Source organism: Acidovorax sp. Leaf78, from assembly GCF_001422735.1.
Classification (GTDB): domain Bacteria; phylum Pseudomonadota; class Gammaproteobacteria; order Burkholderiales; family Burkholderiaceae_C; genus Acidovorax.
Window position 1 is genome coordinate 149,104 of sequence record NZ_LMLZ01000023.1, and the last position, 17,392, is coordinate 166,495.

Below are 17,392 nucleotides of genomic sequence, written 5' to 3' on the forward strand. Positions count from 1 at the left end.
GAAGAGTGGCGGTGTCTCTGGGCCCGCTCTTACTTGCGGCAAAGCCGTTCGTAGTACGACTGGACTTCCATCGCAATCCAGTCCTTCAGATCCCAGTCGGGGTGCTGCGCTTCCAGGATGGGCGTGAGCTCCTTCTGGATGGTGGCCAGGTCATTGCCTGCGGCGCAGCGGCGCGCCACCTCCTCGCGGGCCACGTCCATGTGGCGCGCCGATGCATCGAGGTCGGCGGCCGTGCCGATGCGGCCGTGCCCGGGGATCACGATCTTGGGGTTGGTGGCGGCCACCTTGCGAAAGATCTCGCGCCAGTTGAGCGGATCGACGTCGGTGTCCGCAAGGTCCGGGAACCACGGCATGATGGGGAACGACTTCGTCTCCAGCAGGTCGCCCAGAATCACCACGCCCTGCTCGGGCACTGAGATCACCTGGTCGCCCAGCGTGTGCGCCGGCTGGTAGTAGTTGAGCTTGACTACGCGCCCGCCCAGGTCGATCTCGGCCTCGGTGTCGTACACCACATCGGGCATCACGAAGCGCACGTCCTTCATGGCCTGCGCCACATCCAGCTTGTCCGAGAAGAGTTCGCGGAACGCGGGCCCCTTCTTGAGCAGCTCGTCGCGCTGCGCGCGGTTGTAGATGATGGTGGCCTGGCCCTTGAAGGCCTGCGCGCCAAAGCCATGCTCCGGGTGGAAGTGCGTCATGGTGAGGTACAGCTTCCTGTTGCCCGCCAGCTTTCTGGCGGTCTGCAGCACCAGTTGCGCGCTTCGGGTGCCCAGGCCCGTGTCCACCACCAGTGCCGCGTCGCGGCCGACGATGATGGTCACGTTGGGCACCAGAAAGACCTGCTGGCGGTCTTCGATCACGTGCACGCCGGGGCTCACCTCGGTGATGTTGGCCAGGTTCACCACCTTCTGCGCCGACACATCCTTGCCAGCGGCGAATGCGGGCATGCTGCCCAGCGCACAGGCCATCACGGCGGCGGCGCACAGCGCGGCGGACTGGCGCAGCACGGCCTTGCGGGCGAACGGTGCGGGCCTTGGTGCAGGGGCCGCAAAGGCGGCGTGCGGCTGGCGGGGCTGGGGGATTCGCAGGGCATTCATGGTGGTCTTCGGTTCAGGGGGTGAAGGGGGTTTTGAGAAGCGGTAGGTGAATTCTCAAGACCCGGTCACAATCTGTCCAACAGATAACCGATATAAATTATTATTTGATTTATGGATTTTCATGGCATCGACCTGAACCTGCTGGCCGCTTTCGACGCGCTGGTGAGCGAGCGCAACGTGACCCGCGCCGCCGTGCGCGTGGGCGTCAGCCAGCCCGCGATGAGCGCCGCGTTGTCGCGTTTGCGCACGCTGTTCAACGACCCCCTGTTCCTGCGCAGCGCGCAGGGCTTGGTGCCCACGCCCAAGGCACGCGAACTGGCCGGGCCGGTATCGCAGGCGCTGCAGCAGATCAAGGCCGCACTGTTGCCCAAAGAGCAGTTCGAGCCCGCCACCAGCGCCATGACCTTCACGCTGGGCCTGTCGGAATACCCGGCCTTCGTGCTGCTGCCATTGCTCACCCGGGCGCTCGAGAAACTGGGCCCCGGGCTGTCGCTGTCGGTGCACGCCATCGGCAGCCGCGACAGCGCGGTGGACCTGCTCGATGCCGGCACCATCGACGCGGCCATCGGCGTGCCGCCCACCCAGGCAGAAAACCGCATCCTCACGCGCTCCGTCATGCGCGACGAGTTCATCACCATCGTGCGCCGCGGCCACCCGGCGGTGAAGGATGGGATGAGCATGCAGGTCTTCCTGGCACTGCGCCATGTGCTGGTCTCGCCCGAGGGCGACCGCCACGGCCTGGTCGACCAGGCACTGGCCTACCTGGGCCAGCGCCGCACGCTGGGCCTGGCGCTGCCGCAGATGTTCGCCGCCCCCAGCATGGTGGCGCAGACCGACATGGTGGCCACGGTGATGGGCCGCGTGGCGGGCCACTCGCCGCACTGGCGCGAGCTGGCATCGTTCACGCCGCCCGTCACGCTGCCGGTGATTGGCTACGACCTCATGTGGCACCGGCGCAATGACGCGCACCCGGCGCAGCAGTGGCTCAGGGACCAGGTGGCGGCGCTGGCAGCGGCGCTGTAGCATGCGCCCCTGCCCACCGCAGCCTTCGCCCGCTGCGCCACGATCTGCGTGACCCGGTTGAGGGTCGCGTGGGACATGCTCCGGTCGGAGTCGTAGCGCGACGGCAGCACGAACTTCGATCCGGCCGCACAGGTGTGCAGCGCCACCAGAATGTCCAGCGCCTGGCGCGACAGGTAGACCACATGCGGGTTGCGCCCCTTCATCCGCTGCTTCGGAATGGTCCAGGTCGCGTTCTCGAAATCGACCTCGTCCCAGGTAGCCTCGATCAGTTCGCTCTTGCGCACCAGCGTCAACAGGATCATGCGCAACGCCAGCCGGATAGTGGGATAAGTAGCCACCGACTCCATCTGCCGCGACATCAGACGGATCTCCAAGGGCGACAAGGCACGGTCCTTGGGCACGAAGGTCGCAATAGAAGCCGCGCCCACGTCGGCCGCCGGGTTGTCCACTTTCTCACCATGCAGGATGGCGAAGGCATAGACCTGCTTCACGATGTCGCGGACATGCACCGCAGTGGCTGGTGCCCCGCGCCCCTTCACCTTGCCGCACAAGGCGCGCAGGTCATCGGCGGTGATTTCGTTGAGCAAGCGGTTCTTGAAGGCCGGCAGGATGTCCCGATCGACGATGCTCTTGCGCATCGCTCGCGTGCTGTCGGCCATCCGGGCGCCAGCCAGCCATTGAGCGGTCATGTCGCCAAAGTTCTTGGCGGCGGTCAGGCGGCGCTTCTCGCGCTGCTTCTAATGCGCCGGGGACTTGCCCTGGGCGACGGCCTTCTTGGCATCCAGCAGCTTTTCGCGGGCCATCGCCAGCGAAATACCGGACAGCCCATACCGGCCAATGGTGAGCGTCTCCCGCCGGCCGTTGAGACGGTAATCGAAGCGGAAGGTGCCGGTGCCGGTGGGCGATACCGTCACGTACATGCCATCACGGTCGGAAGCCTTGTAAGTCTTGGGCTTGGGCTTGAAATTACGCAGTGCGGTGTCGGTAAGCATCGAGGTTTTTCCTCCTGTTCATGACGGCTTTTACCGTCAGGGGTCAGGAGACCTGCTGATGCCCGGAAGGCCGCATGAAGCAAGCTTTCCAGAGGAGTGATTTACCGTCAAAGACCGATTTGGTCTCGATAGTAAACAAGAAGGTCTTAATCCGGCCTCCGGTTCTTACCGTCACCTCTACCGTCAATCCGTTGCGCTGCCCGGCGATAGTCACCGATAGCTTCCGTGACGTATTTCCTTTGAAATCAACACGTTACGGCGGATTTTCGATAGGTAGCGATAACTCCCGAAGGACCTGATTTCACTCCCACTCAATCGTCGCTGGCGGCTTGCTGCTCACGTCGTATGTCACGCGGTTGATGCCCCGCACCTCGTTGATGATGCGCCCCGACACCTTCTTTAGCAGCGCATACGGCAGCTCGGCCCAGTCGGCGGTCATGAAGTCGCTGGTCTGCACGGCGCGCAGGGCGACGACGTAGTCATAAGTGCGGCCATCGCCCATCACGCCCACGCTCTTGACCGGCAGGAAGACGGTGAAGGCCTGGCTGGTGAGGTCGTACCAGGTCTTGCCGGTGGCTTCGTCCACATGGTTGCGCAGCTCTTCGATGAAGATCGCGTCAGCGCGGCGCAGCAGGTCGGCGTACTCTTTCTTCACCTCGCCCAGAATGCGCACACCCAGGCCGGGGCCGGGGAAGGGGTGGCGGTAGACCATTTCGGGCGGCAGGCCAAGGGCCACGCCGAGTTCGCGCACTTCGTCCTTGAACAAATCGCGCAGAGGCTCCAACAGCTTCAAACCCAGTTGCTCCGGCAGTCCGCCCACGTTGTGGTGGCTCTTGATGGTGACGGCCTTCTTGCTCTTGGCGCCGCCGGATTCGATGACGTCGGGGTAGATGGTGCCCTGGGCCAGGAAGGTGGCGCCCTTGTGGCCGCCGTCGCCGGCCTTGAGCTTGGCAGCCTCGGCCTTGAACACGTCGACGAACAGGCCGCCGATGATCTTGCGCTTGGCTTCGGGCTCGCTCACGCCGGCCAGCTTGCCCAGGAACAGGTCGCTCGCGTCCACGCGGATGACCTTGGCGTGCAGTTTGCCGACGAACATGTCCATGACCATGTCGCCTTCGTTCAGGCGCAGCAGGCCATGGTCGACGAACACGCAGGTGAGCTGGTCGCCGATGGCGCGGTGGATCAGCGCTGCGGCCACGGAGGAATCGACGCCGCCCGACAGGCCGAGGATGACTTCCTCATCACCCACCTGCTGACGGATCTGCTCCACAGCTTCGGCGATGTGGTCGCGCATGACCCAATCGGGGCGGGTGCCGCAGATGCCGAGCACGAAGCGGTCGAGCAGCGCCCTGCCCTGCACGGTGTGCGTGACTTCGGGGTGGAACTGCAGGGCGTAGAAGCGGCGCTCTTCGTCGGCCATGCCGGCGATGGGGCAGCTGTCGGTGCTGGCCATGAGCTTGAAGCCCGGGGGCAGCTCGGTGACCTTGTCGCCGTGGCTCATCCAGACGTTGAGCATGCCGTGGCCTTCAGGCGTGGTGAAGTCGGCGATGTCCTTGAGCAGCGCGGTGTGGCCGCGGGCGCGCACGGCGGCAAAGCCGAACTCGCGCTTATGGCCGCCTTCGACCTTGCCGCCCAGCTGGTGCGCCATGGTCTGCATGCCGTAGCAGATGCCGAGTACGGGCAGGCCGAGCTGGAACACGGCTTCGGGCGCCTTGTCGGTCGTGTCTTCGTACACGCTGGCGTGGCTGCCGGACAGGATGATGCCCTTGAGCGAGCCGTCCTTGGCGTAGTCACGCACCCACTCGTCCGTCACGTCACAAGGGTGCACTTCGCAGTACACGTTGGCTTCGCGCACGCGGCGGGCGATGAGCTGGGTGACTTGCGAGCCGAAATCGAGGATGAGGATTTTCTGGTGTTGCATGGCGGTGGTGGCGTCGAGGGGATAAAAAAGAAAAATGCGGAGGATGCGGCGGTGCGGGCCAACTCAGAGGGTGGACAGGTCCAGCAGTTGGACGCCGCTGCGCTGGGCTGCAGCGGCCTGCTCGGGGTCGAACGTGGCCAGGGGCAGGCGCAGCGAGCGGGCCAGCCATAGGTAGGCCGCGTCGAAGGTGGGCAGGCCGGTGTCGAGCGCCACGTCCATCACGGCCTTGTGCTGGGCGGGGGCCAGCTCGTGCAGCTCCACGCGGTGGCGTATGGCTTCGAGCACGCCCCACAGGCCTTCGACCGAGGCGGGCGGGATGCGGCCGCTGTGCACACCGCTGCTGATGAGGTTGCTGCACTCCCACTGCCAGAGGTTGGGGGCCTGGGGCTCGACCTCGTCGCGGCGGATCAGGGTGTACAGGCGGCGGGTGTGCTCGCTGGCGGCATCGGGCAGCAGCCAGGCGGCGGTGACGGAGGCGTCGAGGACGAAGGCGGTCATGCTGCTGCGGCCCTGCCCTTGCGGCGCAATGTGTCGGGGGCGGCAGCAACCTCGGCCGCGGGGCGGATGCTGGCGTGCAGCGCATCCATCTGGCCCAGTTCGCGGGCGATCTGCTCGTCGGTGATGACCGGACGGCGACGCACGGGCAGCAGGCGCACCACTTCTTTGCCGTGGCGGGTGATGCGCACTTCTTCGCCCTGCTCGACCAGCTCGATCAGGGCGGAGAACCTGCTCTTGGCTTCGTAGATACCGACGGACTGCATGGATGCGCGTGCCCCAAAAAGAAAAGTCTGGCCTGAATGATGAATTCAGACCAGACTATATCATTCTGACCTGATATTTTCAATCAGGCCAGATTGGATCGGCAGTGCTCAGTCAGCCCTGTAGTTCGGGGCTTCCTTGGTGATCTGCACATCGTGCACGTGGCTTTCGCGGATACCGGCAGTGGTGATCTCGACGAACTCGGCCTTGTTGTTCATGTCGTCGATGGTGGCGCAACCGCAGTAGCCCATGGCGGCGCGCACGCCACCAGCCATCTGGAAGACGATGGAGACCATGGAGCCCTTGTAGGGCACGCGGCCTTCGATGCCTTCGGGCACAAGCTTGTCGGCGTTGGGGTTGCCGGTGGTCGACTCCTGGAAGTAGCGGTCGGCGCTGCCCTGCTGCATGGCGCCGATGCTGCCCATGCCGCGGTAGCTCTTGTAGCTGCGGCCCTGGAACAGGATGACTTCGCCAGGCGCTTCTTCGGTGCCTGCGAACATGCCGCCCATCATGATGGTGCTGGCGCCCGCGGCCAACGCCTTGGCGATGTCGCCGCTGTAGCGCACGCCGCCATCCGCGATCAGCGGCACGCCGGTGCCCTTGAGGGCGGTGGCCACGCTGTCGATGGCCATGATCTGGGGCACGCCCACACCGGCCACGATGCGGGTGGTGCAGATGGAGCCTGGGCCGATACCGACCTTGACCGCATCGACACCCGCCTCGACGAGTGCCAGCGCAGCCGCACCGGTGGCGATGTTGCCGCCGATCACGTCGATCTGTGGGTAGTTTTGCTTGACCCAGCGCACGCGCTCGATCACGCCGCGGCTGTGGCCGTGGGCGGTGTCGACCACAATGGCGTCCACACCGGCCTTGACCAGGGCTTCGACACGCTCTTCGGTGCCCTCGCCCACGCCGACAGCGGCGCCCACGCGCAGGCGGCCCGAGGGGTCGCGGGCGGCGTTGGGGAAGCTGGTTTGCTTGGTGATGTCCTTGACGGTGATCAGGCCCTTGAGCTCGAACGCGTCGTTCACGACCAGGATGCGCTCGAGCTTGTGCTTGTTGAGCAGCGCCTTGGCTTCGGCAGGCGAGGTGCCTTCCTTTTCGTTGACGGTGATCAGCTTTTCGCGGGGCGTCATGATCTGGTGGACCTTGACGTCGTAGCGCGTTTCAAAGCGCAGATCACGGCCGGTAACGATGCCCACCACCTTGCCGCCGTCGCACACCGGGAAGCCCGAGATGCCCAGTTGCTCGGACAGCTGCAGCACCTGCAGCACGGTGTGCTCGGGGGTGATGACCACGGGGTCCCGCAGCACACCGGACTCGTAGCGCTTGACCTTGGCCACCTGGGCGGCCTGCTCCTGCGCCGTGAGGTTCTTGTGCACGATGCCGATGCCACCCTCCTGGGCAATGGCAATGGCCAGGCGCGCCTCGGTCACGGTGTCCATGGCGGCGGACACGAGAGGCAGGTTCAGCTGGATGTTACGGGAGAGTTTCGTCGCGAGGGACGTGTCCTTGGGCAGGACCTGGGAGTACGCTGGCACCAGCAACACATCGTCGAAGGTGAGCGCTTTTCCAAGAAGGCGCATGAGAAGGCTCCAAAAGACGGATTGTACCCGCGCCCTGTGCGGCTTGCAGGCTGAGGGAGCAGGCAAAACGCGGTGTGGCGCCTATGCCGGCAGCCTTCAGAGGCAAAAATGCCACCCGGTCCGTGCAATGTGTCGCGCCAAAAGCACCGCCTATCCGATGGCACTGGCAGTGCCACAGGCTGGCGGCTAAACTTGTTTGCATGAAAACGCACAAGCTTCTCCTGCTGGCCATTGCCTGCACCTGGGCCATGGGCGCAGCAGCGCAATGGCAGTGGATCGACAAAGACGGCCGCAAGGTCTTCAGTGACCGGCCCCCGCCACAGGAAATCCCCGACAAGAGCATTCTGAAACAGCCCAGCGGTGGCCGGCCGACCATAGCCGCTCCCGCAGCGGTCCCGGCGGACGGCACCCCCGCCGCTGCAGCGGCCGACGCTGCATCTACAGCACCCCGTGCTGCCGCCAGCGCCGCGGGCAGCGGCAAGGACAAGGCTCTGGAAGAGAAGAAAGCCCAGGCCGAAGCCGCCGAGGCCGCCAAGAAGAAGGCCGAAGAAGACAAGGTGGCCAAAGCCAAAGCCGACAACTGCAACCGTGCTCGGCAAGCCAAGGCGGCATTCGACTCCGGCAGGCCCATCACCCAGTCGAATGCGCAGGGCGAGCGCATCTTCCTTGATGAAGCAGGCCGCGCAGCGGAAACCAAGCGGCTGGACGGCATCATCGCCGCCGACTGCAAGCGTTAATGGCCAGCGCTGGCGCTGGTCGCCAGCACCAATGGGCTAGCCCGCAACGTCAGTAGCCTGACTTGCCGCCCGGGCGCTGCTTGGCAAACAGCCCGGTCGTGCGCGCACCCTGCCGCGCAAAGCGCTCGCGGCGCGCGACCTTGGGGTCTACCGTCAAGGCCCTGTAGACCTCGACCCGATCCTGGCCCTTGAGCACGGCATCCAGCGCTGCAGGCCGCCCCCAGATGCCCACGGCGGCGACACCGGAAGCCGCCTTCTGCAGGCCCTGAACGTCCACGTCACAGGCCTGCAGCGCGTCTTGCACCGTGGCACCAGCAGGCAGCTCCAGAGTCCATTCGCGCACCTCCCGCGGCGCCAGGCAGACGGCCACAGTCACCGGGACGAGCGCCGGTGCGGCTGCCGACGCGGCCCCGGGCGCCTCAGCCATACACTTGCTCGGCGCGCTTGACGAAGGCATCCACCATGCTGCCCGCAATGCGATCGAACACCGGCCCTACCAGCGCAGCGAGGGCCGTGCTGTCAAAGCCGTAGTGCAGCAGCAACTCCACCTTGCAGGCGCGCTGGCTGCCGTCGCCCACCGTGTGAAAGTGCCAGTCGCCCTCCAGTTGGGAAAAGGGCCCTTTGACGAGGTGCATCTGCACGCGCTTGCCGGCCTCGTGCGTATTGCGGGTCACGAAGGTCTGGCGGATTCCGCTGAAGGAGATGCCCACCTCCGCGGTCATGCCCTCGCTGGTGTGCTCCAGCACGGCGGCGTGGTCGCACCAGGGCAGGAACTGGGGATAGTGCTCCACCCCGGTGACCAGGGCAAACATTTCTTCTGGGCTGTACCAGATGAGGACGGACTTGTGGACGGTTTTCATGCAGACGGAGCTTGAGCGAAAGCGCGCAAGCCGGAGAAATTAGAATCGCTGTTGCGACGACAACATTGTAGGGAGGCCTTTTATCTCCCGGTTTGTGCCGCATCTAAACCCAATGGCCAAGAAACCCGATCCCACTGCCCGCATTGCCGACAACAAAAAGGCGGCCTACAACTATTTCTTCGAAGAACGCCACGAGGCAGGCGTCGTCCTGTACGGCTGGGAAGTGAAGGCCCTTCGCGAAGGCAAGGTGCAGCTGACCGATGGCTACGTGCTGATCCGCGAGGGCGAAATGTTCCTGATGGGCTGCCAGATCAACCCGCTCAAGACCGCGTCGACCCACGTCAACCCCGACGCCATCCGCACCAAGAAACTGCTGCTCAAGAAGGACGACATCAAGCACCTGATCGTCAAGGTCGAGCAAAAGGGCTACACACTGGTGCCACTGAACCTGCACTGGAAGAACGGCTACGTGAAGTGCGATATCGCCCTGGCCAAAGGCAAGGCCGAGCACGACAAGCGCGACACCATCAAGGACCGCGAAGGCAAGCGCGAGGTGGAACGCGCGATGAAAAGCAGAAGTCGATAGCCCCCTGAGGCGCTGCGCGCCTTGCCCCCGAGGGGGACGCCCCGGTGTCCACAATCGGAGCGCCGCTTCGCAGCTTGGCGGCCCTTGCACGGGGGCGCTGGCTTGGATCGCGCCAGTTTTGCCGCCTGTGCGCGTTGGATGTATTTAGTTTTTTCATGCGCAGTGGAATAAACCGCTGCGCCGCGGTGTTCATGGAGTTGCAAGGCGGCATGCGCCGTTGTCTGCAAACCCTCTTCTTCCACCTGGAGACACCATGAAAAAGACCTTCTTGTCCCTCGCCGCTTTAATTGCCATTGCCGGCTGCTCCACCATGGCGGCCGATGGCCCTGTGAAGACCATGGACGGCGTGCTGGTGGGCGCTGGCGGCATGACGCTGTACACCTTTGACCGCGACGCCACCGGCAGCGGCAAGTCGGTCTGCAACGGCCCCTGTGCCACCAACTGGCCACCGCTGATGGCCGCCAAGGCGCCCGGCGGCGACTACAGCGTGATCACGCGCGACGACGGCAAGACCCAGCTGGCCTACAAGGGCAAGCCGCTGTACTACTGGGTCAAGGACACCAAGCCCGGCGACAAGACAGGCGACGGCGTGAACCAGGCCTGGCGCACCGCCAAGCCCTGATGGACCCGGCCGCCTCGAAGCGCACCAAACGGTCTGCATGAACCGCACCCAGGTCGTCGAGCAGTTGCCCGCCCTGCGCAGGTATGCGCGGGTGCTGACGGGCGATGCCTGGGCAGCGGACGACCTGGTGCAGGACACGCTGGAGCGCGCCTGCAGCAAGTGGCTGCTGTGGCGCACCGGCAGCGACCTGCGGGCGTGGCTCTTCACGCTGATGCACAACCTGTACCTGAACCAGGTGCGCACCCAACCGCCCTGGCCCCATGCGGGCATCGACGACCTGCACGATACCCTGCAAGGCAGCAGCGCCGGCATGGGGGACGACGCGCTGGACCTGGAGCGCTGCCTGCAGCGCCTGCCACCCGACCAGCGCGCCGTGTTGCTGCTGGTGACGCTGGAGGACATGGACTATGCCGATACCGCGCGGGTGCTGGGCATCCCCGTGGGCACGGTGATGTCGCGCCTGTCCCGGGCCCGCAGCCGCCTGCGCCTGTTGATGGAGCGGCCACCGGCACCAGCGCCGGGCGCGGTGACAACCACCGCGCAGCAACCTGCGCCCCAGCCTCTTCCCCATCCCACCGGCCAGCCACCCACATTGCGCCGCCTCAAATAACCCATGTTTGATGCACGCCAGCCCGCCATGGACCACAAGCACCACCCCCCTCCTCCACCCGCCGACGGCGATGAAGCCGCCGCGTGGCATGCGCTGGTGGACGGTCGCCTCCCGCCGACGCAGGCGGCGGCACTGCGCGACAAGCTAGAACGCCAGGCGGGCGCCGAAGAGACCGTGACCCACTGGCAGCACCAACGCCAGCAACTGCGCGGCCTGCACCACGGCCTGCTCACCGAGCCCGTGCCCGAAGCCCTGCTGGCCGCGGCACAGCGCGCGTCGGTGCGCCAGCAGCGGCAGACCCAGTGGTGGCGCTGGGGCGGCATGGCGGCGTCGGTACTGATGGCTTTTGCCCTGGGCTGGACCGGACGCAGCCTGTGGCCCGGCACGGGCCGCCCCGACGCGCCGACGCTCGTGTTGGCCAGCACCGGCCAACGCTTTGCCCAGCAGGCTGCGGTCGCGCACGCGGTGTACCAGCCCGAGGTGCGGCACGCCGTGGAGGTGCCCGCAGCCCAACAGGAACACCTGGTGCAGTGGCTGTCCAAACGACTGAGCCGCCCGCTCAAGCTGCCCGTGCTGGCCGACGAAGGTTACGAGCTGGTGGGTGGCCGCCTGCTGCCCGGCGCGCCCGGAGATGCGGGTGCGCGCGCGCAGTTCATGTACCAGAACGCCCAAGGTGCGCGGATCACCCTGTACCTGGGCGCCGTCGCCGTAGGCCAGCCCGGCGCGGCAACGGCTGCACCGAAGAAGCCCGATGCCGAAGAAACCGCCTTCCAGTTCACCAGCGACGGACCGGTCCCTGGCTTTTACTGGGTGGACCAGGGCTTTGGCTATGCGCTCAGCGGCCGCCTATCACGCCAGCAACTGCTGGTGCTGGCGTCGGCGGTGTACAGACAGCTCTAGGGAGCCTCTGCACGAATCACCGCGCCGTGGGCATCTGCGGTCTCGGGAAGTTTGCGGCGTTGCAAATACTCGCAATAGCTGAAGCACGACAAGGCGAACCCACGGCGTGAGACAGTGGAAGGCGACGCCGTATCAGGCCAGCGCGACCAGCGGATGCGCGTGCGCAGGCCAGGGGCTCGCAAAGAACGGCGCCACCATGTCGGGCGTCACGTCTTCGATGCGCGCGGGGTTCCACCTTGGCGCGTGGTCCTTGTCCACGGCCAGCGCGCGGATGCCTTCCACCGTCTCGCTCTGGCCGGGGCGCAGGTAAAAGCAGTGGCGCACCATGTCGCGCTCCATGCGCAGGTCGTCGGCCAGGCCCATGTCGCGGGCGCGGCGGACCTGCTCCAGCACCACGTGCAGCATCAGCGGCGAGCGCTTGCGCAGCGTGGCCGCCGTGGTACGCGCCCAATCGCTGTCGGCAGACTCCAGTGCCCGCACGATGTCGCCCACGCTGGGCAGCGCAAAATACTGGTCAATATCGGCCCTACCGCTGGATGGATGGGCGCTAGCAGCTACAAATTTTGTAGCAACATAGTTTTTGACTGCTGCCCCGTCCGCAAACGTCTGCGTGGCCAGGGCCTCCCACACTGCAGGCAACTGGTCCGAAGGCACGCGCCCATCGGCCAGGTGGCTGGCGATGGCTTCGTCGGCACCGATGGTGTCGCCCGTCAGGGCCAGCCACTCGCCCACGCGGCCGGGGCAGCGGCTCAGGAAGTACCCGCCACCCACGTCCGGGAACAGGCCGATGGCGGTCTCCGGCATGGCCATCTTCGTGCGCTCGGTCACCACGCGCAGCGCGGCACCCTGGCTGATGCCCATGCCGCCGCCCATCACGATGCCGTCCATGAAGGCGATGTAGGGCTTGCCGTAGGTGTGGATGAGGTGGTTGAGCGCGTATTCCTCGGTGAAGAAGTCTTCGAGCTGGGGGTTGCCCTGGCTGCCGGCCTGGTGCAAAAAGCGGATGTCCCCGCCCGCGCAGAAGGCGCCAAAAGACCCTTCCTTGTTGCTGCCGCGAATGGCCACGGCCAGCACCCGCGCATCGTTTTGCCACGCCAGCAGCACGCCCATGAGATCGCGCACCATGCCCAGCGACAACGCATTGAGCGCGCGCGGGCGGTTCAAGGTGATCAGGCCCACCTGGCCCCGCACTTCGCTCAGAACTTCTTTGTCCACCACTGCCACTGTCTCCGTCATTTTTTATTCCTTAAAAAGGTAGGTTTCACACACACTGAAATGCGCACCCACTGCGGCATGCGCTGCATTCCCGGCCGCGCTGCGCCTTGCTCACTGCGAGGCGCGCCGCGCCCCCATGACCTCATTGAACACCAGCGCGCCGATCACCAGCGCACCGCCGCCCAGCACCGCGGCGCCGGGCTCTTCGCCCGCACCCAGCCAGGCGAGCAAGATACCGAAGATCACCTCCAGCAAACTGAGCAGCGCGATCTCCGGCGCTTTCAGCACCTGCCCGCAGCGCACGGCCAGCACACACGGTATGGCCAGTTGCACCACGCCCAGCAGCGCAAGCAGCCACAGGTCGTGTGCCGACGCCTGAAATGGCAGCGCGAGCGGCAGCGTCGCCACCACCGACAGCACCGCGCCCACCAGCACCGCAGGCACAAGGTCCACCGCGTGGCCGTGGCGCTGCGAGTGCTGCACCACCGTCCAGTTCACGGCACCGGCCACCGGCACGCACAAAGCCACCAGCGTGCCCATGATCGGCAGGCCCGCCATCTGCGAGCCATATATCCACCCGATGCCCAGCGCCGCCACGCCGATGGCCACCCAGGTGCGGGGCGCGATGTGGTGGCCGATGAAGACACGCGCAAACAGCGCCGTGAGCAGCGGGGCCGCCGCCATCGTCACCAGCACGTTGGCCACGGGCATGAGCAGGATGGCCACCATGAAGGCGGTGAACATCACGCTCCAGCACAGGCCCGATATCCACAGCGCCCGGCCGCTGTGGCGCAAGGACGCGAACACCGCCCGCCCCTGCAGCAGCGGCAATATCACCAGCAGCGCCAGCACCGTGAACAGGCTGCGCCAGAAGGTGACCTCGAAGCTGCGCGCGGCCTCCAGGTGGCGCGTGACCACGCCCGCGATGGACCACATCAACGTGACCGCCACCATCAGGACCACGGCGCGGGAGTGCGTGAGCTTGGGCAAGAACATGGGGCGTATGCAGTGGATTGCGGTGGGGCGTCAGAAATGAAAAAAGGGCCACAGCATGGCAGTGGCCCTTTGTGCGACAAACAGGAAACCTCGGTACAAACCTCAGCCCCTGCGTGCGCTCACTCTACAGAATGCAGCGTCTTCACGCCGGCAACTCAGGAGCGGCCTGCGCGCTTGCGCTCGTTTTCGGTCAAGAAGCGCTTGCGGATGCGGATCGACTTGGGCGTGATCTCGACCAGCTCGTCGTCCTCGATGAATTCCACAGCGTATTCCAGCGTGGCGTCGATGGGCGGCGTGATCTTGATCGCGTCTTCCTTGCCGGACACGCGGAAGTTGGTCAGCTGCTTGGTGCGCGTGGCGTTCACGATCAGGTCGTTGTCGCGGCTGTGGATGCCGACAATCATGCCTTCGTACACGGGGTCGTTCGCCTTCACGAACATGCGGCCGCGGTCGTCCAGCTTGCCCAGGGCGTAGGTGAAGATTTCACCGTCGTCCATGGAGATCAGCACGCCGTTCTTGCGACCGCCGATATCGCCCTTGTGCGGCTCGTAGCTGTCGAAGATGTTGCTGATCAGGCCCGAGCCACGCGTCAGGTTCAGGAATTCGTTGGTGAAGCCGATCAGGCCCCGCGCAGGAATGCGGTACTCCAGGCGCACGCGGCCACGGCCGTCCGGCTCCATGTTCACCAGCTCGCCCTTGCGCTCGCCCAGGGCTTGCATCACGCCGCCTTGGTGGCCTTCTTCGATGTCGGCCGTCACCAGCTCGATAGGCTCGTGCTTTTCGCCGTTCACGTCCTTGAACACCACGCGGGGCTTGGACACAGCCAGCTCGTAGCCTTCGCGGCGCATGTTTTCCAAGAGGATGGTCAGGTGCAGTTCACCGCGGCCCATCACTTCGAAGATACCTTCTTCGTCGGTTTCCTTCACACGCAGCGCCACGTTGTGCTGGAGTTCCTTTTGCAGGCGGTCCCAGATCTGGCGGCTGGTCACGAACTTGCCTTCGCGGCCTGCCAGTGGCGAGGTGTTCACGCAGAAGTTCATGGTCAGCGTGGGCTCGTCCACCTTCAGCATGGGCAGCGGCGAGGGGTTGGCCGGGTCGGTCACGGTCACGCCGATACCGATGTCTTCGATGCCGTTGATCAGCACGATGTCGCCAGGGCCGGCCAGCGGCGTCTGCATGCGATCCAGGCCCTGGAACGTCAGCACCTGATTGACGCGGCCCTTGACGGCCTTGCCATCGGGGCCTTCCATGACGACCACGTCCATCATGGGCTTGATGGTGCCCTGGCTGATGCGGCCCACGCCGATGCGGCCCACGAACGTGGAGAAGTCCAGCGCCGAGATCTGCAGCTGCAGGGGGGCATTGGCATCACCCGAGTTCGGGGGAACGTGCTTGAGGATGGTGTTGAACAGGGCCGACATGTCGGGGCCCCACTGCTCGCCAGGAGCGCCTTCTTCGAGCGACGACCAGCCGTTGATGCCCGAGGCATACACCACGGGGAAGTCCAGTTGCTCGTCGGTGGCACCCAGCTTGTCGAACAGGTCGAACGCTGCGTTCACGACCTTGTCGGGGTTGGCACCGGGCTTGTCCACCTTGTTGACCACCAGGATGGGGCGCAGGCCCAGGGCCAGGGCCTTCTTGGTCACGAAACGCGTCTGGGGCATGGGGCCCTCTTGCGCATCGATCAGCAGCACCACGCTGTCCACCATGGACAGGGCACGTTCCACTTCGCCGCCGAAGTCCGCGTGACCAGGGGTGTCCACGATGTTGATGTGGGTGCCTTCCCAGCTCACGGCGCAGTTCTTGGCCAGGATGGTGATGCCACGCTCTTTTTCAATCGCGTTGTTGTCCATCACGGTGTCGACCACTTTTTCGTGGTCGGCGAACGTGCCGGACTGGCGCAGCAGTTGGTCGACCATGGTGGTTTTGCCATGGTCAACGTGGGCGATGATGGCGATGTTGCGGATCTGTTTCGTCATAGTTTTTCCAATGTGCCTTGCCGTGCCCTGTCCCTCAAGCGGGATGTGGCGCGGGATGCGGCGTGCCTTCCAAAATTTGTTGAATTTCCAGCGGACTCAGGAGCCTGTCGGGCACCAGCTCCCCGCCAACGATGTGGCCCACCCCCAGCAGCGCTGGGGGCGCGTCGCCAAACACCGCCACGGCACCGGCGTCTGGCCAGGTACCACGGCGGCGTACGCCCGATAGGAAGCGAGCGGCATTCTCGCTGTCCAGCGTGACACGCACATGTTGTGCCAAAAGTGATTCCGGCGGCTCGAGCTGCGCAAGCCGCGCGCCCTCCTCCATGGCTTCGAGTTCTGCCAGCGTGACGCAGCGCTCCACACCGATACCACCGGTATCGATGCGCCGAAGAAAGGTCAGGTGGGCCCCCACGCCCAGCGCGGCGCCCACGTCTTCGCCCAGCGTGCGGATGTACGTGCCCTTGCTGCAGCGCACCACCATCCGGACAGCGATGGCGTCCGGGTTGTCCGCCAGCAGCGCGAGGGACAGCGCGTGGATCACCACGTCGCGTGCGGGCCGCTCCACTTCGATGCCTGCGCGGGCGTACTCGTACAACGCCTTGCCGTCCTTCTTCAGGGCGCTGTGCATGGGCGGTACTTGTTTGATGGGGCCGGTGAACTGCTGCTGCACGGCGGCCAGGCGCTCGGGCGTGAGGTCTGCCAGCACCACGGCGCGGCGCTCCACCACATCGCCCTCGGCATCGCCGGTGGTGGTGGTGGTGCCCAGCAGCGCTACGGCTTCGTAGGTCTTGGGGGCGTCGAGCTGCAGCTGGCTGAACTTGGTGGCAGCGCCGAAGCACAGCGGCAACACGCCGGTGGCCAGCGGGTCGAGCGTGCCGGTGTGGCCCGCTTTTTCGGCGCGCAGCAGCCACTTCGCCTTTTGCAAAGCGTCGTTGCTCGACAGGCCGAGCGGTTTATCCAGCAGCAACACCCCGTGCACAGGGCGCCGCTGCACCCTGGTGCGAGGCGCGTGCATGACTATTCCTCTTTAGCGCGCGAAGACACAGCCTTGGCGATCAAGGCGTTCATGTCGGCCGCACGCTCGGAGGTGCGGTCGAACACGAAGTGCAGCGTAGGCACGGTGTGGATGTGCAGGCGCTTGAACAATCCGTTGCGCAGGAAGCCCGCAGCCTGGTTGAGCGCAGCCTGCGTTTCCACAGGGTCGCCCGTCAGCAGGCTGAAGAACACCTTGGCGTGCGCATAGTCGGGAGTGACCTCCACGCCTTGCAGCGTCACCATGCCCACACGCGGGTCCTTCAACTCGCGCGCGATCAGCTCCGTCAGATCGCGCTGGATCTGATCGGCGACCTTGAAGGCGCGGTTGGGGGTGGCAGATTTCTTCTTGGCAGCCATAGTGTCAATACCTCCCCTGTGTCGCGTCGCGCCCTCCCCCTTCCGGGGGGCGACGCCCATGGCCTGGCGAAGCCAGTTCCATGGCGCCTGCCAGCACGGTGTGCTCCGCAGCCTGTTGAA

18 protein-coding genes and 1 pseudogene are annotated in these 17,392 nt (G+C 65.5%); 6 read left to right on the plus strand and 13 right to left on the minus strand.

Going from position 1 to position 17,392, the window contains the following annotated elements:
- Positions 1–29: 29 nt before the first annotated feature.
- On the minus strand, positions 30–1,094 hold the full coding sequence (locus ASF16_RS21455) for an MBL fold metallo-hydrolase (protein WP_056172006.1): 1,065 nt from the start codon (positions 1,092–1,094) through the stop codon (positions 30–32).
- Between the two features lie 111 nt (positions 1,095–1,205).
- Between ASF16_RS21455 and ASF16_RS21460 the strand changes: the two genes are divergently transcribed.
- On the plus strand, positions 1,206–2,117 hold the full coding sequence (locus ASF16_RS21460; protein WP_056172008.1) for a LysR family transcriptional regulator: 912 nt from the start codon (positions 1,206–1,208) through the stop codon (positions 2,115–2,117).
- Positions 2,118–2,134: 17 nt separating this feature from the next.
- On the opposite strand, the pseudogene ASF16_RS21465 reads toward ASF16_RS21460, so the two are convergent.
- The 5 genes and pseudogenes from ASF16_RS21465 to guaB form a co-directional block, all read right to left on the minus strand.
- Positions 2,135–3,109 (minus strand): annotated as a pseudogene (locus ASF16_RS21465) (tyrosine-type recombinase/integrase); the annotation flags it as partial.
- A 301-nt stretch (positions 3,110–3,410) separates the two neighbouring features.
- On the minus strand, positions 3,411–5,030 hold the full coding sequence (gene guaA / locus ASF16_RS21470) for a glutamine-hydrolyzing GMP synthase (protein ID WP_056172010.1): 1,620 nt from the start codon (positions 5,028–5,030) through the stop codon (positions 3,411–3,413).
- A gap of 63 nt (positions 5,031–5,093) precedes the next feature.
- Positions 5,094–5,528: a type II toxin-antitoxin system VapC family toxin gene (locus ASF16_RS21475; RefSeq protein ID WP_056172011.1), complete on the minus strand. Its 435-nt coding sequence runs from the start codon at positions 5,526–5,528 to the stop codon at positions 5,094–5,096.
- On the minus strand, positions 5,525–5,791 hold the full coding sequence (locus ASF16_RS21480; RefSeq protein WP_056172013.1) for a type II toxin-antitoxin system Phd/YefM family antitoxin: 267 nt from the start codon (positions 5,789–5,791) through the stop codon (positions 5,525–5,527). Before ASF16_RS21480 ends, ASF16_RS21475 begins: the two co-directional genes overlap by 4 nt.
- A 108-nt stretch (positions 5,792–5,899) precedes the next feature.
- Positions 5,900–7,375, minus strand: a complete 1,476-nt coding sequence (gene guaB / locus ASF16_RS21485; protein ID WP_056172015.1) for an IMP dehydrogenase — start codon at positions 7,373–7,375, stop codon at positions 5,900–5,902.
- A 200-nt stretch (positions 7,376–7,575) separates the two neighbouring features.
- Between guaB and ASF16_RS21490 the strand changes: the two genes are divergently transcribed.
- The gene (locus tag ASF16_RS21490; RefSeq protein WP_056172017.1) at positions 7,576–8,112 is read left to right on the plus strand and encodes a DUF4124 domain-containing protein; all 537 of its coding nucleotides are present in this window, start codon (positions 7,576–7,578) and stop codon (positions 8,110–8,112) included.
- 49 nt (positions 8,113–8,161) lie between these two features.
- Here ASF16_RS21490 and ASF16_RS21495 read toward each other — a convergent pair whose 3' ends face one another.
- Both ASF16_RS21495 and ASF16_RS21500 read right to left on the minus strand, forming a co-directional pair.
- Positions 8,162–8,539: an RnfH family protein gene (locus tag ASF16_RS21495; protein ID WP_056172020.1), complete on the minus strand. Its 378-nt coding sequence runs from the start codon at positions 8,537–8,539 to the stop codon at positions 8,162–8,164.
- The gene (locus ASF16_RS21500) at positions 8,532–8,972 is read right to left on the minus strand and encodes a type II toxin-antitoxin system RatA family toxin (RefSeq protein ID WP_056172021.1); all 441 of its coding nucleotides are present in this window, start codon (positions 8,970–8,972) and stop codon (positions 8,532–8,534) included. The genes ASF16_RS21495 and ASF16_RS21500 overlap by 8 nt, the downstream gene beginning before the upstream one ends.
- A 112-nt stretch (positions 8,973–9,084) precedes the next feature.
- Between ASF16_RS21500 and smpB the strand changes: the two genes are divergently transcribed.
- From smpB to ASF16_RS21520, 4 genes are all read left to right on the plus strand, one after another.
- Positions 9,085–9,558 (plus strand): SsrA-binding protein SmpB, encoded by a 474-nt coding sequence (smpB, locus tag ASF16_RS21505; protein WP_056172023.1) that lies wholly within the window; start codon positions 9,085–9,087, stop codon positions 9,556–9,558.
- Between the two features lie 253 nt (positions 9,559–9,811).
- Entirely contained in the window at positions 9,812–10,180 is a 369-nt protein-coding gene (locus ASF16_RS21510) for a hypothetical protein (protein WP_056172026.1), read from the plus strand.
- Between the two features lie 37 nt (positions 10,181–10,217).
- Positions 10,218–10,790 (plus strand): RNA polymerase sigma factor, encoded by a 573-nt coding sequence (locus ASF16_RS21515; protein WP_056172028.1) that lies wholly within the window; start codon positions 10,218–10,220, stop codon positions 10,788–10,790.
- Between the two features lie 3 nt (positions 10,791–10,793).
- Positions 10,794–11,690, plus strand: coding sequence for an anti-sigma factor (locus ASF16_RS21520; RefSeq protein WP_082517084.1), 897 nt, complete (start codon positions 10,794–10,796; stop codon positions 11,688–11,690).
- A gap of 132 nt (positions 11,691–11,822) precedes the next feature.
- Here ASF16_RS21520 and ASF16_RS21525 read toward each other — a convergent pair whose 3' ends face one another.
- From ASF16_RS21525 to rbfA, 5 genes are all read right to left on the minus strand, one after another.
- On the minus strand, positions 11,823–12,926 hold the full coding sequence (locus ASF16_RS21525; RefSeq protein ID WP_056172031.1) for an enoyl-CoA hydratase/isomerase family protein: 1,104 nt from the start codon (positions 12,924–12,926) through the stop codon (positions 11,823–11,825).
- A 90-nt stretch (positions 12,927–13,016) separates the two neighbouring features.
- Positions 13,017–13,901, minus strand: coding sequence for a DMT family transporter (locus ASF16_RS21530; RefSeq protein ID WP_200926954.1), 885 nt, complete (start codon positions 13,899–13,901; stop codon positions 13,017–13,019).
- A gap of 155 nt (positions 13,902–14,056) precedes the next feature.
- Positions 14,057–15,880 (minus strand): translational GTPase TypA, encoded by a 1,824-nt coding sequence (typA, locus tag ASF16_RS21535; RefSeq protein ID WP_056172033.1) that lies wholly within the window; start codon positions 15,878–15,880, stop codon positions 14,057–14,059.
- Positions 15,881–15,914: 34 nt separating this feature from the next.
- Positions 15,915–16,895, minus strand: a complete 981-nt coding sequence (gene truB / locus ASF16_RS21540; protein ID WP_056172035.1) for a tRNA pseudouridine(55) synthase TruB — start codon at positions 16,893–16,895, stop codon at positions 15,915–15,917.
- A gap of 2 nt (positions 16,896–16,897) precedes the next feature.
- Positions 16,898–17,272: a 30S ribosome-binding factor RbfA gene (rbfA, locus tag ASF16_RS21545; protein ID WP_056172037.1), complete on the minus strand. Its 375-nt coding sequence runs from the start codon at positions 17,270–17,272 to the stop codon at positions 16,898–16,900.
- Positions 17,273–17,392 lie beyond the last annotated feature (120 nt).